26 protein-coding genes and 1 pseudogene are annotated in these 25,545 nt (G+C 72.1%); 11 read left to right on the forward strand and 16 right to left on the reverse strand.

What is annotated here, in order from left to right:
- Positions 1–401 precede the first annotated feature (401 nt).
- Positions 402–1,256: a helix-turn-helix transcriptional regulator gene (locus HNP84_RS40225; protein ID WP_185055316.1), complete on the forward strand. Its 855-nt coding sequence runs from the start codon at positions 402–404 to the stop codon at positions 1,254–1,256.
- A gap of 9 nt (positions 1,257–1,265) precedes the next feature.
- Here the strand turns inward: HNP84_RS40225 and HNP84_RS40230 are convergent, their stop codons facing one another.
- A complete protein-coding gene (locus HNP84_RS40230) occupies positions 1,266–1,694 on the reverse strand; it encodes a Zn-ribbon domain-containing OB-fold protein (protein ID WP_185055317.1) in 429 nt (142 codons plus the stop codon).
- The gene (locus tag HNP84_RS40235; RefSeq protein WP_185055380.1) at positions 1,691–2,860 is read right to left on the reverse strand and encodes a thiolase C-terminal domain-containing protein; all 1,170 of its coding nucleotides are present in this window, start codon (positions 2,858–2,860) and stop codon (positions 1,691–1,693) included. The genes HNP84_RS40230 and HNP84_RS40235 overlap by 4 nt, the downstream gene beginning before the upstream one ends.
- 170 nt (positions 2,861–3,030) lie before the next feature.
- Here HNP84_RS40235 and HNP84_RS40240 point away from each other — a divergent pair, with 170 nt between their 5' ends.
- The 5 genes from HNP84_RS40240 to HNP84_RS40260 all read left to right on the forward strand — a co-directional run bounded on the left by HNP84_RS40240 (position 3,031) and on the right by HNP84_RS40260 (position 7,096).
- A complete protein-coding gene (locus HNP84_RS40240) occupies positions 3,031–4,215 on the forward strand; it encodes a CaiB/BaiF CoA transferase family protein (RefSeq protein WP_185055318.1) in 1,185 nt (394 codons plus the stop codon).
- 171 nt (positions 4,216–4,386) lie between these two features.
- The gene (locus HNP84_RS40245) at positions 4,387–5,067 is read left to right on the forward strand and encodes a helix-turn-helix transcriptional regulator (protein WP_312926829.1); all 681 of its coding nucleotides are present in this window, start codon (positions 4,387–4,389) and stop codon (positions 5,065–5,067) included.
- Between the two features lie 10 nt (positions 5,068–5,077).
- Positions 5,078–5,509, forward strand: a complete 432-nt coding sequence (locus HNP84_RS40250) for a RidA family protein (RefSeq protein ID WP_185055320.1) — start codon at positions 5,078–5,080, stop codon at positions 5,507–5,509.
- 37 nt (positions 5,510–5,546) lie between these two features.
- Positions 5,547–6,530 (forward strand): threo-3-hydroxy-L-aspartate ammonia-lyase, encoded by a 984-nt coding sequence (locus HNP84_RS40255; RefSeq protein WP_185055321.1) that lies wholly within the window; start codon positions 5,547–5,549, stop codon positions 6,528–6,530.
- On the forward strand, positions 6,527–7,096 hold the full coding sequence (locus tag HNP84_RS40260; RefSeq protein WP_185055322.1) for a carboxymuconolactone decarboxylase family protein: 570 nt from the start codon (positions 6,527–6,529) through the stop codon (positions 7,094–7,096). Before HNP84_RS40255 ends, HNP84_RS40260 begins: the two co-directional genes overlap by 4 nt.
- 27 nt (positions 7,097–7,123) lie before the next feature.
- On the opposite strand, the gene HNP84_RS40265 is transcribed toward HNP84_RS40260, so the two are convergent.
- The 5 genes from HNP84_RS40265 to HNP84_RS52150 form a co-directional block, all read right to left on the reverse strand.
- Positions 7,124–8,383 (reverse strand): MFS transporter, encoded by a 1,260-nt coding sequence (locus HNP84_RS40265; RefSeq protein ID WP_185055323.1) that lies wholly within the window; start codon positions 8,381–8,383, stop codon positions 7,124–7,126.
- A 56-nt stretch (positions 8,384–8,439) separates the two neighbouring features.
- Positions 8,440–8,994, reverse strand: coding sequence for a TetR/AcrR family transcriptional regulator (locus tag HNP84_RS40270; protein ID WP_185055324.1), 555 nt, complete (start codon positions 8,992–8,994; stop codon positions 8,440–8,442).
- Positions 8,995–9,035: 41 nt separating this feature from the next.
- Entirely contained in the window at positions 9,036–9,692 is a 657-nt protein-coding gene (locus HNP84_RS52140) for a hypothetical protein (RefSeq protein WP_221337357.1), read from the reverse strand.
- Positions 9,689–9,877, reverse strand: a complete 189-nt coding sequence (locus HNP84_RS52145) for a hypothetical protein (RefSeq protein ID WP_221337358.1) — start codon at positions 9,875–9,877, stop codon at positions 9,689–9,691. The genes HNP84_RS52140 and HNP84_RS52145 overlap by 4 nt, the downstream gene beginning before the upstream one ends.
- A 165-nt stretch (positions 9,878–10,042) precedes the next feature.
- Positions 10,043–10,969 carry a LysR family transcriptional regulator gene (locus HNP84_RS52150; RefSeq protein ID WP_221337359.1) on the reverse strand — a complete coding sequence of 309 codons (927 nt, stop codon included), beginning with the start codon at positions 10,967–10,969 and terminating at the stop codon, positions 10,043–10,045.
- A gap of 92 nt (positions 10,970–11,061) precedes the next feature.
- Between HNP84_RS52150 and HNP84_RS40280 the strand changes: the two genes are divergently transcribed.
- The 4 genes from HNP84_RS40280 (at position 11,062) to HNP84_RS40295 (ending at position 15,713) form a co-directional block, all read left to right on the forward strand.
- Positions 11,062–12,480 carry an LVIVD repeat-containing protein gene (locus HNP84_RS40280; RefSeq protein WP_185055326.1) on the forward strand — a complete coding sequence of 473 codons (1,419 nt, stop codon included), beginning with the start codon at positions 11,062–11,064 and terminating at the stop codon, positions 12,478–12,480.
- Between the two features lie 156 nt (positions 12,481–12,636).
- On the forward strand, positions 12,637–13,926 hold the full coding sequence (locus HNP84_RS40285) for an MFS transporter (protein WP_185055327.1): 1,290 nt from the start codon (positions 12,637–12,639) through the stop codon (positions 13,924–13,926).
- Positions 13,927–13,954: 28 nt separating this feature from the next.
- The gene (locus tag HNP84_RS40290) at positions 13,955–14,884 is read left to right on the forward strand and encodes a fumarylacetoacetate hydrolase family protein (protein ID WP_185055329.1); all 930 of its coding nucleotides are present in this window, start codon (positions 13,955–13,957) and stop codon (positions 14,882–14,884) included.
- 43 nt (positions 14,885–14,927) lie between these two features.
- Positions 14,928–15,713, forward strand: coding sequence for an SDR family NAD(P)-dependent oxidoreductase (locus tag HNP84_RS40295; protein ID WP_185055331.1), 786 nt, complete (start codon positions 14,928–14,930; stop codon positions 15,711–15,713).
- A 102-nt stretch (positions 15,714–15,815) separates the two neighbouring features.
- On the opposite strand, the gene HNP84_RS40300 is transcribed toward HNP84_RS40295, so the two are convergent.
- The 6 genes and pseudogenes from HNP84_RS40300 to mhpA form a co-directional block, all read right to left on the reverse strand.
- Positions 15,816–16,250 (reverse strand): cellulose binding domain-containing protein, encoded by a 435-nt coding sequence (locus tag HNP84_RS40300; protein ID WP_185055333.1) that lies wholly within the window; start codon positions 16,248–16,250, stop codon positions 15,816–15,818.
- Positions 16,251–16,766: 516 nt separating this feature from the next.
- Positions 16,767–18,023, reverse strand: coding sequence for an MFS transporter (locus HNP84_RS40305; RefSeq protein WP_185055335.1), 1,257 nt, complete (start codon positions 18,021–18,023; stop codon positions 16,767–16,769).
- Between the two features lie 103 nt (positions 18,024–18,126).
- Complete coding sequence (locus tag HNP84_RS40310; RefSeq protein WP_185055336.1) at positions 18,127–18,786, reverse strand: helix-turn-helix domain-containing protein; 660 nt, start codon at positions 18,784–18,786, stop codon at positions 18,127–18,129.
- A gap of 321 nt (positions 18,787–19,107) precedes the next feature.
- A complete protein-coding gene (locus HNP84_RS40315; protein WP_376772032.1) occupies positions 19,108–19,767 on the reverse strand; it encodes a CoA transferase in 660 nt (219 codons plus the stop codon).
- Positions 19,759–19,872: pseudogene (locus HNP84_RS56925) on the reverse strand (CoA transferase); the annotation flags it as partial. The pseudogene HNP84_RS56925 and the gene HNP84_RS40315, both read right to left, overlap by 9 nt.
- Positions 19,873–19,890: 18 nt before the next feature.
- The gene (mhpA, locus tag HNP84_RS40320) at positions 19,891–21,504 is read right to left on the reverse strand and encodes a bifunctional 3-(3-hydroxy-phenyl)propionate/3-hydroxycinnamic acid hydroxylase MhpA (protein ID WP_185055337.1); all 1,614 of its coding nucleotides are present in this window, start codon (positions 21,502–21,504) and stop codon (positions 19,891–19,893) included.
- Positions 21,505–21,860: 356 nt separating this feature from the next.
- Between mhpA and HNP84_RS40325 the strand changes: the two genes are divergently transcribed.
- Positions 21,861–23,066, forward strand: a complete 1,206-nt coding sequence (locus HNP84_RS40325) for an MFS transporter (RefSeq protein ID WP_221337360.1) — start codon at positions 21,861–21,863, stop codon at positions 23,064–23,066.
- 48 nt (positions 23,067–23,114) lie between these two features.
- Here HNP84_RS40325 and HNP84_RS40330 read toward each other — a convergent pair whose 3' ends face one another.
- Genes HNP84_RS40330 through HNP84_RS40340 form a run of 3 tightly spaced genes read right to left on the reverse strand, consistent with a single transcriptional unit; the run spans position 23,115 to position 25,516 of the window.
- Complete coding sequence (locus tag HNP84_RS40330) at positions 23,115–23,861, reverse strand: IclR family transcriptional regulator (protein WP_185055339.1); 747 nt, start codon at positions 23,859–23,861, stop codon at positions 23,115–23,117.
- Between the two features lie 3 nt (positions 23,862–23,864).
- Positions 23,865–24,269 (reverse strand): nuclear transport factor 2 family protein, encoded by a 405-nt coding sequence (locus HNP84_RS40335; protein ID WP_185055340.1) that lies wholly within the window; start codon positions 24,267–24,269, stop codon positions 23,865–23,867.
- Positions 24,266–25,516 (reverse strand): DUF3500 domain-containing protein, encoded by a 1,251-nt coding sequence (locus tag HNP84_RS40340; protein ID WP_185055341.1) that lies wholly within the window; start codon positions 25,514–25,516, stop codon positions 24,266–24,268. The genes HNP84_RS40335 and HNP84_RS40340 overlap by 4 nt, the downstream gene beginning before the upstream one ends.
- Positions 25,517–25,545 lie beyond the last annotated feature (29 nt).

Here is a 25,545-nt window from a genome sequence, read left to right on the forward strand (position 1 = left end):
GTAGTGTTAGCGATGCTCAACCAGGAAGGAGCGTGGCATGCGAGCCATGGCCACCACGGATGTCCTTCGCCTCCGGGGCCGTCCCGATTCCGCCCTGGCCACCTGATCGCCGAACCGACCGAAAGCGAACCGGCGACGCGATAGCGATCACACGGAGCACGCGCGAGGCCCTCGACGCCCTCGCCGCCCCCTGCGGATCACCTGCGGGACGACAGGCCCCCCTGATCCGGCGCACCGGCCACGGCCGCAGCGGGTCTCGTCCCGCAGCAGGCGCCGCGCCTTCGACCGCGTCAACCGCCACGAGACGCTCCCAACGCGGCTCACCCCCATCCCCGGACCACGTCACAGCCGGCGGCACCACCTCTCGCCTCCGCCATGGTGCGAAGAACAGTGGAACCAGCATGAATGAACTAGTTCGTACGTCACGGAGCACTGAAGAACGGGCTCGACGCGAGGAACTCGCGGCCTTCCTGCGGACGCGGCGCGAGTCGCTCCAGCCAGAAGACCTCGGCATCCCCCGCCGGGGCCGCCGGCGGGTGAAGGGCCTGCGGCGTCACGAGGTGGCGGACACCGCCGCGGTGAGCGTCACGTGGTACACCTGGCTGGAACAGGGCCGCGACATCCGCACGACGCCGCAGGTCATCGAGGCGCTGGCCCGTGCGCTGCGGCTCGACGACAACGGGCACCGCTACCTGCGCCGCCTCGCCGGGATAGCTCCCCGGAACGTGGAGTGCGGCCGTCCGGAGGTCAGTGAGACCCTGGTCGCGCTGGTGGACAGCCTGCTGCCGCATCCGGCGCACCTGATGCGGCCGGTCACCGACCTCGTCACCTGGAACCGCGCGTACGCGCGCCTGTTCGTCGATCCGGCCACGCTGGACGAGGAGCACCGCAACGGGCTGTGGATCCAGGTCATGTGTCCCGAGCTCAGAGAACGCCTGGTCGACTGGGAGACGGAGACGGAGTTCGCCATCGCGCGGTTCCGGGCCGAGGCCGCCAAGTACCCGGGTGACATGCGGTTCACCCAGGTGATCGACCAGCTCAACGAGGACAGCGACTTCTTCCGGAGAACCTGGCGGCGCCACGAGGTGCAGGGCTTCGACGGCCACACGGAGAGGATCGAGCACCCCGACATCGGCAGCGTCCGGGCTCGGCTCGTTCAGCTCCGGCCGCTCGACCATCCCAACCTGCTGATCATGGTGCACATGCTGGAGGACCAGGAGGCCCGGGAGCGCGTGTCCGAACTCCTCACCGGCTGAGCGCGGCGCTCAACCCCCCTGAGCCGCCCGGCGCCAGCGCAGCAGAACCAGACGCCGTCCGTCGTCGCCGGCCTCGACATCCTCGAAGCCGGCCTCGACGGGCAGCCCGATGGCGAGTCCGGCGCCGTCCGGGGGCCCGTCGTAATGGCCCGGCACCAGAATGTCGTCCTGATCGTCGAGCCGCACCAGGACGACGACGAACGGCCGCCCGCCCGCCGTCCTGGACGGGTGCGTCACCGTCCAGGACGCGATGGCGCCGCGCCCGGAGGCCGGCGCCCATGTCCACCTGTCCGAACCGCAGTCGTTGCAGATCGCCCTGGCCGGCCAGCGCAACCGCTGACAGGACGCGCACGCCTGCAGCACGAACTCGCGGCGCTGCAGCGCCTCCCACCATGGAGCGGAGTCCGGATCGGGCACCGGATACGGCCGCGCGCTCATGCGGCCCGCTTGAGGATCACGGCGCCGGTGAGGCCGCTGTACACGCCGGGTTGCGCCGTCGAGAGCGCGACCTCGGCGCCCGGCACCTGGCGTTCGCCGCACTCGTGACGCAGTTGGAGCACCGCTTCGGCGACATGGTTGAGCCCGTGCACGTAACCCTCCGAAAGGTGGCCGCCGTGGGTGTTGACCGGCAAGGCGCCGCCGAGGCGGGTGGCGCCGTCCGCGATCATGTGGGCCGCCTCGCCCGGCTCGCAGAAGCCGTACGCCTCCAGTTGCAGCGGCACGAGGGGGGTGAACGCGTCGTACAGTTCGGCGAGGTCGATGTCGTCAGGACCGAGCCCGGCGGCGGCGTAGAGCCGCGGGGCCATGATGGCGGCGCCCGGCACCGTCGGATCGGAGTGGTGATTGGACGCCAGTTGGTTGCCCCCGCCGAAGGCCGTGGCCGTGATGGTGACCGGCGTCCGCCTGAGGTCGCGAGCACGCGCCGCCGAGGTCACGACCAGCGCGACGGCGGCGTCGCTCTCCAGGCAGCAGTCGAGCAGCCGGAGAGGTTCCGCGATCCACCGCGACCCGAGGTAGTCGTCCATCGTGATCGGCTGCCGCATCATGGCCCGGGGGTTGAGCGCGGCGTGGGCCCGCTGCGCGATGGCCACCCGCCCCAGGTCCTCGGCGGTCACACCGTACTTGTGCCGGTACATGCGGGCGAACATCGCGAACTGCTGTGGCGCTGATATGTGGCGATACGGCAGCCAATACTGCGCGTCCGCCGACAACGCCGGATTCGACGCCGCACCGGCCATCCGCACGCCCGAGCGGCCGTTGAGCGCCCGCCACACGACGACGCAGCGGGCCTGCCCGGCCGCGACCGCAGACGCCGCCGCGTCCAGCGGCGCGATGCAGGAACTGCCGCCACCGAACACGTCCCGCACGAACCTCAGATCCCGGACGCCGAGTGTCTGCGCCACCAGCGCGGGATCGGCGGAGTCGCCCACGCGGTGACAGGCGACGCCGTCCACGTCACGCCGCGAAAGGCCGGCGTCGGCGAGCGCGGCCTGGATCGCGCGGACGGCCAGCGTGAGCGTCGTGACGCCCGAATTCCTGGAGTACTCGGTATGGCCGACGCCGGCGACCGCCGCGGCGTCGCGCCGAGTATTGCCGATATCCATTTCGCCCACGGAGGTCACGTTAACGCCGGCGGCCGGGAAACAACGTGGTGCGCTCGTAACCAGTATTCCGCGTGCTCCCGAAATCGAAATGCCGCGTGACTGGTGGAAACACCACCATTTTCCACGCAGGGCCCATCGGTATCGTCGGGGCACGCGACCGTGGAGGATGCATGACGGCGAAGAATAAGCGGCCCACACCGCAGGGGCCGCTCGTGGGAATCCGGGTGCTCGACATCGGACAGCTCGTCGCCGGGCCGATGATCGGTACGTTTCTCGCCGACTGGGGCGCCGATGTGGTGAAGATCGAGCAGCCCGGGATCGGCGACCCGATCCGCAAGCTCGGCTCGCACTCCGGCGCCCCGCTGTGGTGGAAGGTCAACGGCCGCGGAAAGCGTTCGGTCGCGCTGGACCTGCGCGACGACGGCGACCGCGACATCCTGCGCCGTCTCGTCAAGGCCGCCGACATTCTCATCGAGAACTTCACGCCGGGCACGATGGAGCGCTGGGGCCTGGACTACGCGTCGTTGCGGGACGGCAATCCCGGCCTCATCATGCTGCGCGTCAGCGGCTTCGGGCAGACCGGTCCCAACCGGAACCACCGGGCGTTCGGCCGGATCGCCCAGTCGTTCAGCGGTTTCTCCTCGATCAACGGCTTTCCCGACCGTCCGCCCGTGCATCCCGGCATTCCGGTGGGCGACTATTTCGGCGCCCTGACCGGCACGGCCGCGGTGCTCGCCGCGTACGTGGAGCGCCTGCGGTCCGGGCAGGGACAGGAGATCGACCTCGCGTTGTACGAGGCGTGTTTCCGGGTCATGGAGCTGATGACCACCACCTACGACCAGGAGGCCAGGGTCATCGGCCGCGACGGGACGTCGAACACGTACGTCTCGCCGGTCGGCACCTGGCGGACCGCCGACGGGAAGTGGTTCTCGCTGACGGCCAGCACCCAGCCCGTCGCCGAGCGCCTTCTCCACACCGTGGGCGGGCCCGGGCTGCCGGCGGATCCCCGTTTCGCCACCAACGCGGCCCGGCTGGAGCACCGTGCGGAACTCGACGAGATCCTCGCCGGATGGGTCGGGCGGCACTCGGCGGAGGAGCTGAAGAAGATCTGCGACGACAACGACGTCGCCTACTGCGTCGAGTACGACATCGCCGACATCTTCGCAGACCCGCACTACCGCGCCAGGGGCTCGATCGAGGCGGTGGACGATCCGGAGTGCGGGCCGATGCGCATGCCGGCCGTCGTACCCCGGTTCGGCCGTACGCCGGGCGCCATCCGCTGGACCGGCGAGCGGCTCGACGCCAGCCACGACGAGGTGCTGCACGACCCGGCCTGGGGCATGCCGCCGGCGTGACCGGCTCGGTCTGCCAGGCGGCTGCGCCCCCGGCGCCGGGGGCGCAGCCGCCTTCGGCGTCCCGGGGCCGCGGACGGCGCGCGTTTCTCGCCGGGCCGCTGGCGGGCGACCTCCACTTAGGACTACTATCTAGATTTAGAAAATATGTCGAAGGGAGGTCCCATGGGCCACGTGACCGACGGCACGGAGCGGAGCCAGCGCCGCGGCACCGCCGAAGCGCACGAGGTGAACGAGGCCGACGAGCATCTCATCCGCGAGGCGGAGAAGATCGCCGTCGCCCTGGGCCGGATGTTCCCCGGCCTGTGCGAAGTGGTCCTGCACGACCTGCGCAACCCGCGGCACGCGATCCGGGTCATCGAGAACAACCTCTCCGGCCGCCAGGTGGGAGACTCGGCAACGGAGCTGGGCCTGGCCCGCATCGCCGACCCGGAGTACCCCAGCGTCATCCAGAACTACCCCAACCGGTTCCCCGACGGCCGCCCGGCCAAGAGCACGTCCATCGGCATCAAGAACGCCGCGGGCGAGTACATCGCGGCCCTGTGCCTGAACCTCGACGTCTCCGTGCTCTCGCCGGTCACGCTGGCCCTGTCCAACCTCGTCGCCACCGACGCCGAGCACCGCGACCAGCCTCTTGAGACGCTGCGCGACCGCAACGCGCGCGAGCTGCGCCAGGTGGTGGAAGCCCTGGCCGCGGAACGCGCGGGCACGCCGAGGTCGCTCAGCCGGGAGGACAAGAAGGCACTGGTACGCCGGTTGCACCAGGACGGCTACTTCGACTCGCGTGACGCCGCGCAGACCATCGCGGACCTGCTCGGTGTGAGCCGGGCGACCGTCTACAACTACACCAAGTGAAGGGCCCCGCATGACCGCCGCAGGATCGGCCGCCGATCCCGTCCCCTCCGCCGCGTCACCGGCGCCGTACCTGATCGACAGCCCGGACCTGATGCCGCCCGCCGGCCACTACTCGCACGTCGTGGTGCACCGCGGGCTCGCCTACATCTCCGGCCAGCTTCCGGTCACGCCGGAGGGCGAGAAGCTCGGCCGCGAGCCGTTCGGGGTCCAGGCCGAGCAGGTGCTGCGCAACATCGACGCGTGCTTGGACGCCGCCGGAACCGGCCGTCACCGGCTGCTGTCGGTGACCGTGTACGTGACCGACATCGCCGACTGGCCGGAGTTCGACCGCCTCTACGCGCTGTGGATGGGAGCCCACCGCCCCCAGCGGGCCGTGGCCGGGGTGAAGGAACTGCACTACGGAGCCGCTGTGGAGGTGCACGCCATCGCCGCCCTCGACTGACATCCCCCCGCGTTTTCCTCCACCGCAAGGACACACCATGGCCACCGCTTTGCCCGTATCGTTCGACGACGTCCGCGAGGCCGCCGCCCGCCTGAACGGCGTCGCCCACCGCACCCCGGTGCTCACCTCCCGCACCCTGAACGCCCTCGTCGGCGCCGAGGTGTTCATCAAGTGCGAGAACTTCCAGCGCGTCGGCGCCTTCAAGTTCCGCGGCGCCTACAACGCCGCCGCGCAGCTCTCCCCCGAGCAGCTCGCCAAGGGCGTCGCCGCCTACTCCTCCGGCAACCACGCCCAGGCCACCGCCCTGGCCGCCCGGGAGCTGGGCACCGGCGCGGTCATCCTGATGCCCGAGGACGCCCCCCGCTCCAAGATGGAGGCCACCGCCGGATACGGCGCGGAGGTCCTCACCTACGACCGCTACACCCAGGACCGCACCGCACTCGGCCAGGCCCTCGCCGAAGACCGCGGCCTGGCCCTCATCCCGCCCTACGACCACCCCCACGTCATCGCCGGGCAGGGCACCGCCGCCCTCGAACTGCTGGAGGAGACCGGCGAGCTCGGCGCCCTCGTCGTGCCCGTCGGAGGCGGCGGGCTCATCGCCGGCAGCGCCACCGCCGCCAAGGCCCTGCACCCCGCGATCCGGGTCATCGGGGTCGAGCCGGAGAACGGCGACGACACCAAGCGCTCCCTGGAGAGCGGCCGGCGCGTCACCATCCCCGTGCCCCGCACCATCGCCGACGGCCAGGCCCTGCCCACTCCCGGTGAGATCACCTTCGCCGTCAACCAGCGGCTCGTGGACGCCGTCGTCCTCGTCGGCGAGGAGGAGATCATCCACGCGATGCGGTTCGCCTTCGAGCGCCTGAAGATCGTCCTCGAACCCAGCGGCGCGACCGCCCTGGCCGCCCTCATGGCCGGGCGCGTCGAGGACCCCCCGCAGCGGATCGGCCTCATCGCCTCGGGCGGCAACATCGACACCGAGAGGTTCATCGAGCTCATCACGGCCGGCAGGAGGAACCCGTGAGAATGCCCCCCATCCCCCCAGCCGAACTGTCCGAGGAGCAACGCCCGCTCGACGATCACGTACGGAAGATCATGAGCGGCCTGCGCACCCCGTTCACCTCGATGGACGACAGCGGCGCGCTGATCGGGCCGTTCCCCGTGATGCTGCGCTTCCCCGATCTCGCCCGGCCGCTGCTGGACTGGTTCACGTCCGTGACCAGCGGCAGCGTGCTTCCGGCGCGGGTGCGTGAGGTCGCCATCCTCACCATCGGATCGCGGTACGGCGCCGCGTACGAGCTGTACTCCCACGGCAGGATCGCGCTGGAGATCGGGCTGTCGAGCGGCGTCGTCGCGGGCCTGGTCGCCGGCCAGCGGCCCGCGGAGCTGACGCCGGAGGAGACGGTCGCCCACGATGTGGCGGCGCGCCTCTACGCCGGCGCCCCGCTTCCGGGCGCGCTCTACCTCGCCGCGATCGACGCCTTCGGCGAGCTCGGCATGGCGGAGCTGGTCTTCCTGATCGCTCAGTACTCCAGCATCTCGATGGTGCTCAACGCCTTCGACGTCCCGTTGCCGCCGGACGCCGAGTGAGGCCGGACGCCGCGTCCGGCCGGAGGGCTACCCGGAGGTGCGGTTCACCAGGACGCGGGCGAGGATGACGGTGAGGGCGCCGGCGAGCACGACGCCGAGCAGGCCGACGCGCAGGCTGGTGAGGTCGGCGACGAGTCCGACGAGGGGTGGGGACAGCAGGAATCCGCCACGCAGCAGCCAACTGACGATGGTCAGGCCGGTGCCGTTGGCCAGTCCCGGGAGTTCGTCCGCGGTGTGCATGGCGGCCGGCACGAGGGTGGCGACGCCGAGCCCGGCCAGGGCGAAGCCGGCCAGTGTGGTTCCCACGGACGGCGCGGCGAGTGCGGCGCCCATGCCGACGGCGGCCAGTGCCCCTCCGGCGCGGACCACGGTGCGCTGGCCGAAGCGGTCCACGGCGCGGTCGCCGGTGAGGCGGCCGACGGTCATGGCGGCCTGGAGCGCCACGAAGGCCAGGCCGGCGGTGGCGGCGCTGGTGCGCAGGTCGCCGCTGAGGTAGATGGCGCCCCAGGACGCGCCGGCGTCCTCCACGAACGCGCCGCAGGCGGCGAGCACACCGAGCGCGGCGAGCATGCGCACCGCCGCGCCGGTCGCGCCGGTGAAGGCCCGCCGGCCCCCGCGACGTGCGGGCGGCGCGGCCGGGTGGCCGTCGGCGGCGGCGAGGTCCTGGGCCTGGGCGGGGCGTTCGGCGTCCTCCGGGCCGGGCAGCAGGAACCGGTAGGCGACGAGGGCGACGGCGCCGAACAGCGCCGCGGAGATGCCCAGGTGCACCGGGAGTGGGGTGCGCAGCCCGGCGGCGGCCGAGCCCATCAGGCCGCCCAGGACGGCGCCGATGCTCCACACGCCGTGGAAGGAGTTGACGATGGACCGGCCGTAGAGGCGCTGCACCCGCAGGCCGTGCGCGTTCTGGGCGACGTCCACGATGGCGTCGAGGGCGCCCACGGCGAACAGCACGGCGCCGAAGGCGATCCAGTTCGGCGCGAACGGGATGACGAGCGTCGCGGCGGCGAGCAGCACGATCCCGATGGCCGCCACGCGCGAGGAGCCGAACCGGCGGATCGCGGCGCCCGCGAGGAGCCCGGCCAGCAGCGCGCCGAGCGGAAGCGCGGCCAGCGCGGTGCCGAGGACGGCGTTGCTCAGGCCGAGATCTTCCTTGATCTGCGGGTATCGCGGTACGACGTTGGCGAACAGGGCGCCGTTGGTGAGGAACAGCGTGGCGACGGCGGCGCGGGCCAGGCGTGCCCGCCGCGTGGGCGCGGCGGGCGCGGTCAGGGGAACGGCAGCGGGCATGGTGATTCCGATCGCGGTGGCGACGAGGGGTGGGCCTGTCGGTGCGGGTGGTGGCTTCAGCGCAGGTAGCGGAGGACGGCGTGGCGGATCTGCTCGGGCGTCATCGGGTCGGTCGACAGGGCGCTGTGCAGCACCAGCCCCTCGATGAGCGCGTCGAGCTCCCGGGCGGTGGTGGCGTCGAAGTGGCGTTCCAGCGCCTGCCGGCTGCGACGCATCCACGCCTGGGTGACGGATCTCAGCGCGGGGTTGCGCGCCGCCGCCACGTACAGCTCCACGGTCAAGACCAGGTCGTGCTGTGAGCCGAGCAGGTCGTCGGCCACCAGCGCGATGACGGCCTCCGCGGCCGCGGCACGGTCGGGGGCCGCGCTCAGACGCTCGTCGAAGACGCGGGCCACCGAGTCGGCGTGCCGGGTGAACGCCTCGGCGAGCACCTCGTCCAGGGACGCGAAGTGGTAGGTCATCGAGCCCAGCGGCACATCGGCGACGCGGGCGATCTCCCGATGCGTCGTACCCGCCACGCCGCGCTGGGCGATGACGGTGAGGGCTGCGTCGATGAGCCGGTCCCGCCGCCCAGGGTCATGGCGGCGGGACCGCCGCTGGGCGGGGCACATATGTACGAGTGTACACATCGACCGCCGCGCCCGGGAACCGGCTACGCGACCCGGGGCTCGCCGAGCGCCTCACGTGCGGGCGCGCCGCGCCGGAAGTAGACGATCAGGCAGAGCACGACGGCCGTCTGCGGGATGACGCGCAGCGGTTCGGCCGACGGCATCACCATGCCGAGGACGCTCGCCGGCACCGTCACGGCCATCAGCGCGACCAGGACGCGGGGCAGCCTGCCGTCCAGCGGGAGCGCGAGCGCCAGGAAGGCCAGCGCCACAACGAGGCCGTAGATCTTGACGTGGGTGATCAGGTGAAGGAGCACCGCGGGCGGGTCGGTGAGCGGGATGCCCGCCTTGGCCTGCAGCGCGTACGTCACGAAGAACGCGTTCTCGATCATGTCGGCCACCGCGACCAGGCCGACGCCGGCCGCGCCGACGGTGGCGAACGCGCGCCGCCGCCGTGCCGTTCTGCCGTGGAGCGCCACGAACAGCGCGACGTAGGCGATCACGTACACCATGTCGATCGCGAACGACACCAGCACCAGGTCGGGTGCCGTGTTCGTGGCCTGGACGAACCGCCCCACCGGCATCGGGAAGCCGCTCGGCTGCAGATACAGCCCGGGGTTGGCGAACGCGATGGCGCTGAGCACCAAACCGCACACGACGGTCGCGACCCCCGCCCCCACGCCGATCCGATCGGCGTTCATGCGATCTCCGCGCAGCCGGGCAGCGTGCCGATGGGGTCGGGCGAGCCGGCCGCGGGGCACTCGCCCTTGTCCATGCCGTCCAGGGCGTCGGCCAGCGCGGCACGCAGTCGCCGCAGACGGTCGAGCTCGTGATCCACCGTCCGCAGCCTGTCGCCGAGCAGCCGGCGCAGGCGGTCCACCGGCACGTCCGCGTTCTCGTCAGCGCGGACAGCAGCTCGCCGAGCTCGCGCAGTCCGAGGCCCAGGCGCCGCCCCGCCCGGATGAGCTGGAGCCGCTCCAGAATCAACCGCGGCACGCGGTCCTTTTCGCCACCGCCTCGTGGCCGGCCGCGCCGTGCAGGACGCCGGGGGCTATGGCGTGGCGGCGTCCCGTAGCTCGCGGGCCACGTCCAAGAGGGCCAGTACCGTCGGCTCCGGGTTCTGCCGGCGCCAGGCCAGCGCGGTGCTGATGCCGAAGCCGCCGTCCTCGATCGGCCGGTAGACCACCCCGGGGTGTGGGTGGCGCGCCAGCACGGCGGGCACCACCGAGGCGCCGAGCCCGGCGGCGACGAGCGCGATGATCGTCTGCTTGGGGCTGGCCTCCCTGGCGATGTTCGGCCGCAGCCCCCGCTCCCGGCAGATCGCGATCATGCTGTCGTGCCCCTCGGGGTTGACCGACCTGGGCGCCTGGATGAGCGGGTGCGCGCACACCTGCGCCAGCGACACCCGTTCCCGGGCGGCCAGCGGGTGGCTTTCGGGCATCGCGAGCACGAACGGCTCGGTGTGCAGCACCTCCACGGCCACGGCCGGCTGGCGGACCGGCGGGTGGACGAAGCCCGCGTGCAGCTTTCCCGCCGCGATGAGCGCCACCTGCTCGTCGCCGCGACGCTCGCTCACGGTCAGCTCCACCCCGGGATATCGCTCGGTGAACCGGCGGATGATCTGCGGGGCCACGCCGTAGAGCGCGGCGTCGATCACGCCGAGGTCGAGCCTGCCCAGCTCGCCCCGCGCCGCCGCGCGGGCCCGCTCGGCGGCGCGGGCCGCCTGCCGCACCGTGGCCCGCGCCTCCTGGAGGAACACCTCTCCCGCCGCCGTCAGCTCCACGCTCCGCTTGGTACGGCGCAGCAGCCGGGCCCCGACCTCCTGCTCAAGCCGCTGGATCTGCGTGCTGAGCGGCGGCTGCGACATGTGCAGCCGCTGGGCGGCCCGGCCGAAGTGGAGCTCCTCGGCGACCGCGATGAAGTACTCCATGCGCCGCAGGTCGGACGCGCTTGATATGCGATCGCTATTAGTCGACACCGAATCAAATATTGGACGAATCACTCGTTCTCGGTCAACCCTTGTTGGGCCAGGAACAAAGATCCAGGGAGCGGTTCTTGTCCACTCATCGCATGTCCAGGAGAGAGACGCTGCGCGCCTCCGCCGCGATAGCGGGTGCCGCGGCCGCGCTCGGCGGTGCGTCCGCGGCCCACGCCGACGCTCAGCCGGGGGACGTCAGGGTACGCCCGCCCAAAGGCGCCTACGCGCGCAACGTCGAGGTGCTCGGCTACTGCGACCTCGACGAGCGGCCCGCCTTCAAGATGTCGATCAAGGAGAAGAACGGCCGGTGGTACCTCTACACGGGGCACTTCTGGGAGGCCGGGTGGAGCGTCGTGGACGTGACCGATCCGGCCGCGGCGAAGGTGCTGCGCTTCACGCCGATCCCGGGACCGCAGGGCAACACCATCGGCAACCAGGTCACGTTGCACGGCGACACGATGATCACCGCGATGGAGAAGGTGTTCCCGGAGGGCGCGCCGGGCTCCGATCCGACCGTGCCGTACCTGGAGGGGGTGCTGATCTGGGACATCTCGCGCCCTGAGCACCCCGTCCAGCTCGCCCACTGGAAGACCGGCGGCACCGGCACCCACCGCAACCTCTACGCGGGCGGCGACTACGCCCACCTGTCGGCGGCCATGCCCGGCTTCACCGGCAACATCTACGTCATCCTCGACATCTCCGACCGCCGCAACCCGAAGATCGCGGGCCGCTGGTGGGTGCCCGGCCAGGAGACGGGCCAGAGCACGCCGCCGCCCGGCGGCGCGCTGCACACCCACGGCTTCTGCTGCGGCAACGGCGCGCACGTCCACCTGCACGGCCCGCCGTACCCCGTGGAGAACCTGGTCTACCTGCCCTACGGGGCCGCCGGGCTGATCATCCTCGACATCTCCGACGTGTCGCGCCCGCGCCAGGTGGGGCAACTGCAGTTCTCCCCGCCGTTCCACGCCCAGTTCGGCGTCCACGGCGTGCTGCCCGTCCCCGAGCGCGGCATCGCCTTCGCCAACTCCGAGAACATCTCCTACGGCAGGGGCCCCGCCCACCACTCCTCGATCATCGACATCTCCGACCCGGCCAACCCGTTCCTGCTGTCGCTGCTGCCGGAACCCATCCCGCCCCGGGGCGCCCCCTACGACGACTTCACCACCCGTGGCGGCTGGTCGGGCCCGCACAACATGAACCACCACCTCTACAGCCCCGACGTCCAGCCCATGAACGGGCTGTTCTACATGGCCCACTTCAACGCCGGGCTGCGCGTCTACGACGTGACCAACAAGCGGCTGCCGCGCGAGGTCGGCTACTTCATCCCGCCGGAGCCCCGCAAGCGCTACGGGCCGCTGCCCCTGGCCCGTGAGGGCGAGCCCGCCGACGCCCTGCCCGTCCTGCAGACCGAGGACGTGGTGGTGGACAAGCGCGGTCACATCTACATCACCGACAAGAACCAGGGCCTGTGGATCCTGAAGTACGTCGGCCCGCCGCCCGGCTCGCGCTGACCCGCCGGCGCCGGCCGGGCGGATCACCCGGCGAACAGGGCTCCCGCCCGCGATTCCCCCAAGACCGTGTTGCGTAAGGTAACGATGTCTTCTCCCCCCACCACCGGTTCACCACCGTCACCGGCACCCCTTTCCGCGACCGGCCGACGGGCGGTCGTGGCGAGCACGGTCGGCACCATCCTGGAATGGTATGACTTCGCGCTCTACGCCGCCGCCTCGGCCATCGTGTTCGGCCCGCTCTTCTTCTCCAACCAGTCCGAGACGGTGGCCACCCTGGCCTCTTTCGCGACCTTCGGCGTGGGGTTCGCGGCACGCCCCTTCGGTGGCCTGCTGGTCGCCCACTTCGGCGACAGGTACGGGCGCAAGCCCACGATGATCTTCACGATCTCCATGATGGGCGTCAGCACCCTGCTGATCGGCTGCCTGCCGACCTACGAGACCGCGGGCGTCCTCGCACCGGTCCTGCTCGTCGTCCTGCGCATCGTGCAGGGCTTCGGAGCCGGAGCCGAGTTCGCGGGGGCCGTCACGTACGTCGCGGAGTCCGTTCCCTCCGCACGCCGCGGCCTGTTCACCGCGGCGGTCCCCGCGGGTGCCATGGCCGGCGCGTTCCTCGCGACGCTGGTGTTCTACCTGATGTCCGCCTTCGCCTCGGACGTGCTGCTGACCTGGGGCTGGCGGGCCCTGTTCATCAGCGCCGGCGCGCTGTTCCTGTTCGCCTTCTTCCTCAGGACGGGCCTGGCGGAGACCGGCGACTTCGAGGCGGAGCGGAAGGCCGGTACGCAGGGGCGCCTGCCCATCCTGGACCTGCTCCGCAACCGCCCGGCCGAGGCGCTGATCGGCCTGGGGTGCATGGTGGGGCCGTCGGCGGTGTCCTACACGATCGCCACCTTCTCGGTGAGCTACATCGAGCGGACGCTCGGGCTGAGCAGCGATGTCGGCCTGCTCGCGGTTCTCATCGCCAACTGCGTGGCGATCGGCGTGCTGCTCATCTCGGGCAGGCTGTCCGACCGGGTCGGCAGGCTGCGCGTACTGGTTCTGAGCACGGTGTTCACCGCGCTGGCCATCTTCCCGTTCTTCGCGCTGCTGCGCACCCGCGACACCTTGGTGATCGTGCTCACCGTCGTCGTGACGTTCGCGATCTCCTACGCGGTCAACTTCGGCCCCCAGGGCGCGTTCCTCGCCGAGCTGTTCGACACGAAGTACCGGTTCACCGGCATCGTCTTCTGCCGGGAGATATCGAGTGTCGCCTTCGCCGGGACCGCCCCGTTCATCGCCACGGCACTGGTGGCCGCGGCCGACGGCGCGCCCTGGGGCGTCGCCGCGTACGTCTCGGCGCTCTCCCTGGTGACCCTCGCCGCCTACTACGCGGCGCACCGACGCCGCCGGGCCACGTCCGCGCAGCCCGCGATCCAGAACGACATGCCGGCCGGCACCGAGGCCGGCTGATCACCTACACCGAAGGAAAGCGCTGGTCATGAGATTCGTGACGTATGAGTACGGCCAGGGGGCGCGCCTGGGCGTCGTCGCCGGGGAGTTCGCCGTCGACCTGCACAAGGCGTACGACCTGCCGGCCGAGGGGGAACGGGGCGAGGTCCCGCCCGGCACCTTGCGGGAGCTGCTGGAGTCGGGCGAGAGCGGCCTCGCCCTGGCCCGCCGGATCGCGGAGTGGGCCGGTGCGCTGCCCGCCGGCGAGCTGGCGGCCCTGGACGCCGCCGTGCACCTGGACAAGGTGACGCTGCTCCCGCCCGTCCCGAACCCCGAGAAGATCATCTGTGTGGGCCGCAACTACGTGGCGCACGCGGAGGAGGTGGGCCTGGACACTCCCGGCGAGCCCGAGCTGTTCGCGAAGTTCGGCAACGCCCTCATCGGCCACGACGCGCCGATCGTACTGCCCGAGATCTCCACCATGGTGGACTACGAGGCGGAACTGGGAGTGGTGATCGGCAGGCGGGCCCGCAACGTCACCGCGGCCGAGGCGCTGGACTACGTGGCCGGCTACACCATCGTGCACGACGTGAGCGCGCGGGACCTCCAGATGCGCACCTCGCAGTGGCTGGCGGGCAAGGCGTTGGACGGCTTCGCCCCCGTCGGCCCGTGGCTCGTCACGCCGGACGAGATCCCCGATCCGCAGCGCCTGCGCCTGCGGCTCCAGATCGGCGGGACGACCTACCAGGACGCGTCCACGGAGACGATGGTGCACTCCGTGGCCGAGATCATCTCCTATCTGTCGCGGCTCATGACGCTCGTGCCGGGCGACCTGATCGCGACGGGCACGCCGGAGGGCGTCGGCGCGGTGCGCACCCCGCCCCGCTACCTGAAGGACGGAGACGTGGTCGAGATAACGATCGAGTCGATCGGCACGCTGTCGAACCCGGTGGTGGCGGCGGCGAAGGCCGGCGCCTGACCCGCGGCCGACGGTGCGCGCGATCCGCGAAGGAGTGGGAACGATGAACCGATTCACAGGCCGGACCGCGCTGGTGACCGGGGGCGCCCGGGGCATCGGCCGGGCGGTCGCGTTGCGGCTCGCCCAGGAGGGCGCGAACGTCGCCGTCTCCGACATCTCCGAGGAGGCGGCGTCGGCCACGGCCAAGGAGATCTGGGAGGAGACCGGCGCGCCGGCCGTGGGCCTGAGCCACGACGTCCGGGACGAGGAGCGCACCCGCGCCATTCCGTCGCTGGTGGCCGAGGGCCTGGGGGCGCCGCCGGACGTCGTGGTGTGCAACGCCGGGATCCAGCGGCGGGAGGACGTGCTGACCCTGTCCAGGAGCGGCTGGCAGGAGATGATGGACGTCCACGCGATGGGGTCCCTGTTCACCATGCAGGCCGCCGCCCGGGTGATGGTGCCGCTGGGGCGGGGGTCGATCGTGCTCGTGTCCTCGGCCGCGGTGCTTCAGGGCAGCCGCTCCGCGGCGCACTACGCCGCGGCGAAGTCGGCGATGCTCAGCCTCGTCAAGTCGTTCGGGGCGACGCTGGCGCCCGACGGGATCCGGGTCAACGCGGTCGCCCCCGGCATGGTGGACACCGAGCTCCTCGCCAGGAGCAACAACGAGCTCGCGGAGCTTGAGGGCGTGCCGGTGGAGGAGGTGATCCGCAAGCGGGTCGGCCAGATCCCGCTCCGCAGGATGGCCACGCCCGAGGACGTGGCCGGGGCGGTGGCGTACCTCGCCTCGGACGACGCGGCGTACGTGACCGGCGAGTGCATCTACGTGACCGGTGGCGGGCTGATGTTCTGACATCGGCCGCACGCACATCGGCCCCTCGCACATCGGCACACGCGGACCGGCTCGCCGGACGTGCCCCCTCCCCCGGCCACGGAGGCCGTGACGGGCCGCCCGCTACGGGTTCGGCGAGCAGTTCACGGGCGAGGGGACCGTCGGTATGCCGTTGGCCGCCTGGACGCCGAGACCGAACGTGACGGTCTGCCCCGGCGCGAGCGCGCCGTTGTAGGTGGTGTTGCCGAACGCGTACGCCCCGACGACGGCGATGGTGGGCAGCGGGACGGCGTTGTAGTAGTACGTCACGCGCTGGGCGTCGCGGTAGATCCAGGCCACCCCCCACCCCTTGATCTGCTCGGTCCCGGTGTTGCGCACGGTCACCTGCGCCTGGGCGGTGAAGCCGCCCCCGCCTCCGATCAGCATGTAGGTGGCCGAGCAGGAGGCGGTGCCGGAGACGGCCTCCGTGAGGGCGTGGGCGGGCGCGGCGGCGGCGGCGGTGGCCAGGGCGCCGGCCACGAGCGCGGCCACGGCGAACCCGGCGGACGACCTTCGCATGTGGTTCTCCTCGCAGTCAGGATGCAGGGAACGATCCCCCGCAGAATTCGCCGCGCCCGCCCCGATGTCAACAATTGCTGAAAGTTTCAGCCCACCGCCCGCCGGCCTGCCGCTGCGCGGCGCGGGCGCACCCCCTTCGCCGTGGGGGATGCGCCCGCGCCCTCGTACGTCTTACGCGCCGCCGGTCAGTGACAGCTCGTCAGGCTGAAGCGGAAGGAACTGTAGAGGTTGTCGTAGACGGCGTTGTACACGCGTCCGTTGCTCCACACGGTCTGGCTGTCGCCGCGCCAGTAGGAGTTGACGTAGAAGACGGGGTCACAGCCGGAGGTGGCGCTGATCGAGGAGATCCTGTCGTTGACCCCGGATCCGTCCTGGAAGCGGTTGTTGCTGAAGTTGTTGTCGGCGGTCGTGAAGCCCGCGACCGTACCGCCTCCGTTGCGGCTGGTGCGCGAGCGCCCCCGGCGTCACCTCGGCGGAGCCCGAGCACCCCTGGCAGGTGGGTCGCGAACGCGGCGGTCACCGTGCCGCGGAATCCGAGACGGCGGCCCTGACCTGGCGGAATCGGGGGTGGACGATGACGAAGACGGTGACGGTCGCCATGATGACCGTGCCGACGACGATCGGCAGCGGCTGCCACGCGCCGTAGAGGGCGGTGCCCGCCGTCGGGGCGATGACGAAGGTGAGCCCGGTGGTGGCGCCGGTGAGTCCGGCGAGGCCGCCCTGCTCGTCGCGGCCGACGAGAAGGGTGGGCCCCGCGGTGTAGCCCGGCATCGCGATGCCGAGCCCGAGGCCGATGAGCAGGATCGCGGCGAACAGCAGCACGGCGCCGGCGTCGAAGATGAGCAGCGCGAAGCCGATCAGGGCGACCGAGCCCCTGGCGCGAAGGAGCGTCGCGGGACTCCAGCCGCTGCGCGGGACGATGACGGCCTGGGCGAGCACCATGCCGAGTCCTGCGGCCAGGAGTGCGCCGCCGGTGACGACGCCCGTGGTCTCAGGGTCGAGACCGAGGCGGTCCTGGACGATGAACCCCGTGATGACCTGGATGAACCCGAGCGCGGTGAACATCCCGAACCCGGCGAGCAGGAAGGGCCATACTCGCGGGTCCGTCGGGCGGACCTTGGCGGGCCGGCCGATGAGTTCGGTGCCGGTCTCGCGGCGCAGGCGGAACGCGACGAGCACGAGCCCGAGCGCCAGGAGGATCGGCACGGCGATGAGCGGCGCGATGAGCCCCAACGCGGACAGCACCCCGCCGACGACGGCGCCGCCGATCATCGCGACGCCCTGCACCGCGCCGACGCCGGCCATGCCCTTCACCCGGGCCTGCTCGTCGGTCGTCACATCGGCGATGTACGCCTGCGCGGTCGCCGGGACCGCGGCGATGGCGGTACCGAAACCGACGCCGCGTAACAGCACGAACAGCGCGAACAGCAGGACACCGTTGATCACACCGTTCATGCCCAGGTGGGCGAGGAGTGCGAACAGCACCATGGCGGTCGTGGCGAGAACGAACGCGGCGACGAGCACGGGCTTGCGGCCCCAGGACTGCGAGCGGCGCCCCCAGAACTGGCTGGTGGTCACGACCATGACGGCGGCGACGCTGATCGTCACGCCGATCTGCCATTCGGCCAGGCCGACCTCGCGGGAGAGCGGGGCGATGATCGGGTTGAGCGTCATCTGCCCGAGGAACGCGAGGAACACCGCGCTCAGCAGCAGAGGGATCTGCGGGCTCGCCGTCTCGGCGCGCGGTGCGACCGTGGGCGGGTTCGATGTCATGTCTGGCCCTTCTTCGGGGGATGGACAAGGCGCATGACCTGGGGCGGCCCGGCCTGCGGCGCCTGCTCCTCGCCCCTCGGCCCCGCCGATCGTCATCGCGTCTCTATCGCGTCTCTTTCGTGCGCGCATCCTGCGGCGCGGGCGCGAGCTCCCGCTCGATGCCCGAGAGCACGACCCGCAGCTTCCCGCGGAACCACTCGATCGGCTCGGCCCGGATCGCCCGCACCATCTCCGCGCGGATCTCCTGCTCTACGCCCGCCGCGCCGGCGTCGCCGGCGATGGGGGCGCTGAGACATTGCCTCTCGATGAGCCCGCGTACCGCCGGCTGCTCAGGAGCAGCCGGCTCCGCGTCGAACGTCTCGACGCCGCGGCGGTTGTCCGCGGCCAGGTCGAAGACAAGGTCCACGGCGAGGACGGCGTTCCGCGCGGAGAAGCCCCGCTCCATCAGCGCGGCCCCGACCCGGTCGGAGAGGGCGATCATCGATGGCGGGATCACTCCGCGCGTCACCTCGACCACCGCGCCCGGATAACGCTCCCACGCGTGCCATGACGCGAGCGCCCACCGTTCCAGAAGCGGCCGCCACGGCCCCTCCAGGTCCGGCCACTCCGTGCGGCGCAGCGCGAGGTCCACCCCGAGGCGCACCAGCTCGTCACGGTTCGCCGCATGGCGGTACAGCGTCGCCTGCGCCACACCGAGACGCTTGGCCACAGCGGCGAACGTCAGCTCGCGGAACCCGACGGCCAGAACCGCCTCCGCGATCACATCGGGGTCCACCGCCGGCGGACGGCCCGGACCACGATCGGTTCGCCGTCCGAGCGCCCCGGGCGCACCTGAGGTTTGCCTCACCTAACTTAGGTTATGAGAGTATGCTCTCGAAATCAAGCGCGCAGGCATGGCAGCGGCAGCATCCTGCTGATCCATCGTCGCCCCGGCCACGCCGACGCGGCGACCGGCGCCGGGGCGCGGATGCCGGCGTTCACCGTCTACGGCGCGCTGGCCGAGGCCGGCCGGACGCGACCGGGAGACACGGTGGTGGCACGATCGTCGTCGCGGTGGACGCCGACCCCCGGGACGGCGTCGTCCTCACCTCGGGGGCGGCGCGGCCTCGGTGCCGGGCTCCGCCGGTGGGGGCGCGGCGCTGGTGCCGCCGGCCAGTTCCGCGCGGATCGCCGGGCCTGTCGGCGTGGAGCACCGGCGGCGCGGTGTGGTCGCGGTGGGTGGTCTCGGTCTCGCCGGCCGGGCCGGGAGTGAAGAAGCGCAGCGGGGGGCCGGGGAGGCGCAGCCGGCCGAGGGTGGCGTGCTCGACGTCCACGAGCAGGCCCTGTGACAGGGTCTGCTCCCCGGTGCAGACCTCGTCGATCGTGCGTACCCGACCGGCCGGGCCGGCAGTTCCTCGGCGGGGTGGCCCGCGCAGGCCGCCTCGACCAGCTCGATCACCTGCCGGCGGTTGGCCACGCGGTCGGCGTTGGTCGCCATCCGCGCCTCGGCGTCCAGGCCGAACTCGGCGCACAGCCGCCGCCACGGCGACTCGCTGCCGCACGACAACTGCACCGCCCCGCCCTCGCAGCGGAACTGCCCGTACGGCGTGATCGACGGGTGGTGGTCGCCCTGCGCGTGGCCGACCTGGCCGACGACCGTGCACGCCGTGCCCTGGAAGGCGTGCACGCCGACGATCGCGGCGAGCAACGAGGTGCGCACCACCTGGCCGCGGCCGGTGACCCGCCGCGGGTTGAGCTCGGCCAGGACGTCGGTGCCGAATCCGAGCAAGGTCAGCGTGCCGGGCCGGAAGTTCTTCATCAGCACGTCGGCCCGGCGCAGCAGGCCGGTGGGCACCTCGCGGTCGGCGTCGTCCTTGAGGTCGGGGGCTCAGGCGATGGCGATGCGCTCGTCGGTGCGCTCGGTGACGGGCTCGGGTGCGTCGAGGCGGGTGAGGAAGCCGGTGGCGAGTTCGGTGGCGTCGCGGCCGGCGCCGTAGAGGTGGAAGTCCGGCCGGACCAGGACGGCGTCGGCGGCGAGCCCGTCCAGCCAGGAGGCGTAGACCCCGTCCACGTCCTCGGCGACCGTGACCTCGGGGACGTCCGGTCCCGACAGCGCCACCAGGTCGATGCCCAGGTCCTGCAGCGCGGTCCGCGTCTCGCCGGGCAGTACGGTCAGGGAGGGCGCGGATCGGGCGATCAGGGCGCCGGGCCCGCCGAACACGTCGTCGAACAGGGCGGGGGCGCGCCCGCGGATCCGCACCCGGCCCTGGCGGGCGAGGTGTCCCCCAGCGGGGCCGGTGTGGACGCCGGGGCCGAGAGGAGGCCGGGGCGGCGCGGGCGGCTTCATCCCGGCGGCCCACTCGGCGATCATGCGGGTGTCTCGGGCGGCCGCCTCCTCCGGGTCGGAGATGCAGATGACCTTGCCCAGGTCCATGGAGAAGCGGACGAAGGCGACCACGTGCCGCAGGCGCTCGGAGTCGTAGGTGTCGAGGAGCCGTTCGCCGGCCAGGCCGCGGAGCACCGCGTCGAGCTTCCAGCCGAGGTTCATCACGTCGCGGACGCCCGCGCCGAGCCCCTGCCCGGCGAAGGGCGGCATCAGATGGGCCGCGTCCCCGGCCAGCAGGACCCGCCCCTCGCGCCAGCGGGTGGCCCAGCCCGCCTGGAAGGTGTAGACGCTGTGCCGTTCGAGCTCGGCGTTGGCCGGGGTGATCCCGTAGGGCGCGAGCAGCTCCCACGCCTTGCCGGGGCGGTTGAGCTCGTCCTTGCTCTCGTGCGGCAGCCGCATGAACTCCCAGCGCCGCCTGCCGGGGCCGCCGGGGACCATCGTGGAGGGCCGGCGGACGTCGCAGCTCTGCGCGGCCACGTGCGGGAACTCCAGCTCCGGGTCCGGTTTCACGTCCACGACGAGCCAGTCGTAGAAGTAGCCCTCGTCGTGCCACTCGATGCCCGCCCAGCGGCGGATCTGGCTGTTGGCGCCGTCGGCGCCGACCACCCAGCGCGCGGTGACGCCGAGCTGCTCGCCGGTGCCGGCGGCGCGGATGGCGGCGGTGGCCGTGTCCGCGTCCTGGGACAGGTGGACGGCCTCCCAGCCGCGCATCACCCGCACCGTGGGCAACCCGCCGATGACCTCGTCGAGCGCCTTCTCCAAGCTGGGCTGGTGGAAGAAGTAGGTGTTGTACCAGCCCGACTCGCCGCGTCCGCTCCAGTCGACCTCGACCAGCGTCCGGCCCTCGCCGTCGCGCCAGACGTACATGTCGTCGTACGGCTGGGTGATCTCGGGGATCGTGTCCGGGGCGAGCCCGGCCGACTGCAGGATCCGGGCGAAGTCCGAGCAGTGGGTCACCGCGCGGGGCAGCGGGTAGCCGGCGTGCTGGCGGTCCACCACGACGACGGCATGACCCCGGCGGCCCAACTGGATGGCCAGCAGCTTGCCTACGGGTCCGAAACCGACGATCAGCACGTCGGCGCTCAGGGAAGGCGGGGCGGCGTTGAGGTTGTGCACGGCGGGTTTTCCGTTCTGCGTCGCTGACCATCGGCGGACACGGTCGAGGGTCGATGCCGGAGGCCGTCCGTGCCACCCCGCCGTCCCGGAATCCGGGACGGCACGTGCCCGGAAGACCGCGCCGGTCCCGTCGCGGCGCGGGACGCCGCGTCGCGAGGGGAGTGATCTCCGTCACCCGTCACTGTCCCGGATTCCGGGACGGTGATGTTCCGCAGGTCACACGGTTTCCCCACCCTGTAGCGCAACCACCGCGCCGCCGGCGCCGACCCCCTGGAGAAGCCATGCACCTGACCGAATCCACCGGGACGCAGCAGTCCGCGGAGACGCGATCGCATCCCGCGGTCATCGTCCTCTGCATGATCGTCACGGTGATCGAGGGCTTCAACCTCATCGTCTACGGCTCCGTCGTCCCGCTGCTGCTGGAGGACGCCTCGCTCGGGGTCACCGACGAGCAGACCGGGTTCGTCGGCGGCCTGGTCTACATCGGGGCCGTCCTCGGCGCGCTGCTCGCCCCGCTGGTGGCCGAGCGCTGGGGGCGCAAGCGCGTCCTGATCCTGGCGATCGGCGTGTTCGCGTTCGGGGCCGCCCTCACCGGGGCGGCGGCCGGCATGCCGATGCTGGCCGTGGCCCGCTTCCTGACCGGCTTCGGCGTCGGCGGCGCCCTCACCACCGCGATGACGGTGGCCCGCAACAGCGCCGCCTCCCGGCACGCCTCGATCGTCGTGACGATCACGATGGCGGGCATCCCGCTCGGCGGGGTCGTGGCCTCGCTGCTGGCCATCCCGATCCTGCCGGCCTTCGGGTGGCGCCCGATGTTCTTCACCGGCGCGGGCGCCGCGCTGGCCATCCTGGTGGCCGTCGTCCTGATGGCGATCCCGGCCGACACGCCGCAGGAGGTCGCGGGCCGCGAGTGGACCGGGCGGCAGAAGCTGACCGCGCTGTTCACCGGACGGGGAGCGGTCGTGGCGCTGGTCGTGGCCGCGTGCGCGGTCGCCAACATGGTCGCCTGGCAGGGGCTCAACGTCTGGGCGACCCAGTCGATGGTCTCGCTGGGGCACTCGCTCAGCGCGGCGCTGCTGTTCGCCTTCACCCTCACCGGCGCGGCCGTGCTCGGCTCCTTCGCCTCCGGCTGGGCCGCCGACCGGTACGGCTCGGCGCGGCTGGCCGTCGCGACCAGCGCGTGCACGCTGCTCGGCCTCGTGGGAATGCTGGTGCTGCCCGTCTCGGTCCCGGCGACCGCGGTCTGCGTCGCCCTGATGGGCATCGGCGGCCACTCCACGATGAACCTGGTGCACACGACGACCGCGGACATCTACCCCCTGCCCGTCCGCGCCGCCGCTCTCGGCTGGTCCAACAGCACCTCCTTCATCGGGGCCTTCCTCGGCCCGACGCTCGGCGGCGCGGCCATCGCCTCCGGCGGGGCGCACGGCGTGTTCAGCGCGTACGGCGTCGCGGCGGCGGTCTGCTTCGCGGCGGTGTTCTCGCTGTTCGTCGCCGATCGCGTCTCCAGCCACGCCGCCTTCCGGCATCCGGCGGCCGAGCCCGCCATGGCGGGCCGCTGACCCCTGACCGCGCCGGCCGGCACCGGGAGGTGCCGGCCGGCGCGCGTTTCAGCCCAGCTTGTACTGCTGGATCGCGAGGTCGGGGTCGACGGACGGGTTGACCAGTTGCAGGCTCTCGACCGCGAGGGCGGCCTTGGCCCGGAACCGGCGGGTCGGCATGACCACCGAGACCGCCTGCAGCGCGCCCGTCGGCCCGGACATGCCGGTGGCGACCGCGCAGATCCCGATGTCGTGCTCCTCGACGTCCACGGCGACGTGCGAGCGCCGGATCTCCGCCAGCTCGGCCATCAGCGCGCCTCGGTCGGTGACGGTGTTCGGGGTGAACCGTTCCAGCTCCGCCGGGAGCAGCTCGGCGACGCGTTCGCCGGGTAGTTGCGCCAGCAGCGCCATGCCGATGCAGCTCGCGTGCAGGGAGAAGCTCCTGCCGACCTTCGTCACGCCCTTGAGCCGTTCCGGCGAGGCGATCTGATCGACCACGAGAACCTCACGGCCGCTGAAGACGGCCAGCTCCACGTTCTCGTTGACCTCGCGGGCCAGCGAGGCCAGCCGGGCGCGGTTGGCCGCCAGCAGCCGCAGGTGCGCGTTCATGCCGAACTTCAGCAGGCCGGGGCCGAGCACGTAGCCGGGGCGCTCGGGCACCCGGACGACGTACAGCTCCTCCTCCAGCGCCCTGATCACCCGGTGCACGGTGGAGCGGGGCAGCCGGGTGCGCGCGGCCAGGTCGGTCAGCGTCAGCGGCCCGCCGCTCTCGGCGATGGCGTCGAGGACGATGGTGGCTCGGCCGATGTCCGTCACGGTTCAGATTGTGGTCCAGGTCCTGGTCACCGTCAGATCGGTGACCGTCCAGCCGGGCTCGCGGACCACGAGCGTGTACTCGCCGAGGGTGTGCAGGACGGGCCCGGGGTCGAACACCCAGCGGGTGTAGTGGGCGTGCGCCGTCCACGTGCCCGGGGTCTCGCCGGGCTCCACCACGAGGTTGGACACGTCGTGGCGGTGCGGCAGCGGTGAGGCCCACAGCCCGGCGAAGAACCCGGCCGCCTGTCCGGGACGGTCGAAACCGCCCGTGGGAAACGTGACCCGCGCGGAGCCGAGCAGGGCGACGGCGGCCTCGACGTCCTTGCGGTCGGCGATGTCGGTGTAGGTGTGCAGCAGGTTGGCGATCCGGTGCCGGGCCTCGGCGCCCGGCGGCAGGTCCGGGCTCATCGCGTCCGCCGCTCCTGCCACTGCCGGACCCACGCGCGGCCGTAGTCGTTGCCGTGGGGGGTGCGCAGCACGGTGTGGACGTGGAACGGCTTGGGGGTGTCGTAGTCCAGGAAGACGCCGCAGTGGTGGTCCAGCTCGGCGATGATCACCGGGGACTGCAGCCGGTAGTAGAAGACGTCGCCGGGCCGGTGGCCGCCGATCCAGCAGAACCAGGTCTCGTCGAGGTGCGCGGCGATCTCCCGCAGCCGGGCGGCGCGGGGGCCCTGCGGCAGCAGCCTCACGAAGGACTCGGCGATGGCCAGGGCGTGCCCCTGGGCCTCGGCGGGCATGTCGGCGACGCGCGCCCCCTCGTAGGGGATGACCCGGTTGTCCTGGAACGCACCGGCCAGGTGCCGCTCGTCGCCCGGGTGGACCCGGCCCTCGGGCATGGCGGGATCGACCATCTGCTCGTAGACGACGGCCTGCCGCCGCTGCTCGCCGGGAAGGGCGGCCATCAGCCGGAGCCCGAGGTCCACCCGGTCGGCGAACAGGTCGCGCAGGCCGGCGTGCGGGCCGGCGTCGATCTCGTCGGGCTCGGCGCCGAGGAACACCGGCGACAGCGCCATGCGGCCCTCGACGACCAGGCAGTTGAGCGCGCAGTGGTGGCCGTAGAGCTGCCAGCCCCACGGGGCCCGCAGGCCGGGGGTGCCGTAGAGGGCGATGTTGTAGCTGTACTCGTTGAGGATGGTCTCCAGGCCGACGACCTCGCCGAGGAAGCCGTTGATCAGCATCATCGCGTGCGCGAGCTCGTAGCCCTCCGGCGAGAGCGAGGCCCGCACCAGGGCGAGCGCCTTTTCGCGTACGGCCTGCGCCTGCTGGTCCAGGCGCAGGCCGGTGTCGAACTGCATGAACTCCGGGTTCGCCCAGGTCTGCCACTCCACGGCATCGACGGGGAAGGAGATCCGCTCGCGTCCCTCGTCGTCCAGGACGGCGAGCAGGTCGTGCGCGGCGGCCACCATCGCCGCTACCGGCGCCTCCTCGCCCGGCTCGGCGGGTGTCAGCGGGTAGAGGCCCTCCCGGATGGTGCCGTCCTCGGTGACGCCGCGGAAGTCGTTGTTGTACAGCGGCGCCCAGCCTTCGATCAGGCCGCCGGTGAACGTGCCGGGCTTCTTGGCGAACTCGCCGTAGGTGTAGGGGTCCAGCCCGCGCACCTCGGCCAGCCTCGGGTGGTCGTGCGGGAACAGGTACTGGCGGAACTCACCGGGCATGACGGGCCCCTTCGGCGCTCAGGTGGTCG

This window comes from Thermocatellispora tengchongensis (assembly GCF_014202315.1).
In the GTDB taxonomy this organism is placed as follows: Bacteria; Actinomycetota; Actinomycetes; order Streptosporangiales; family Streptosporangiaceae; genus Thermocatellispora; species Thermocatellispora tengchongensis.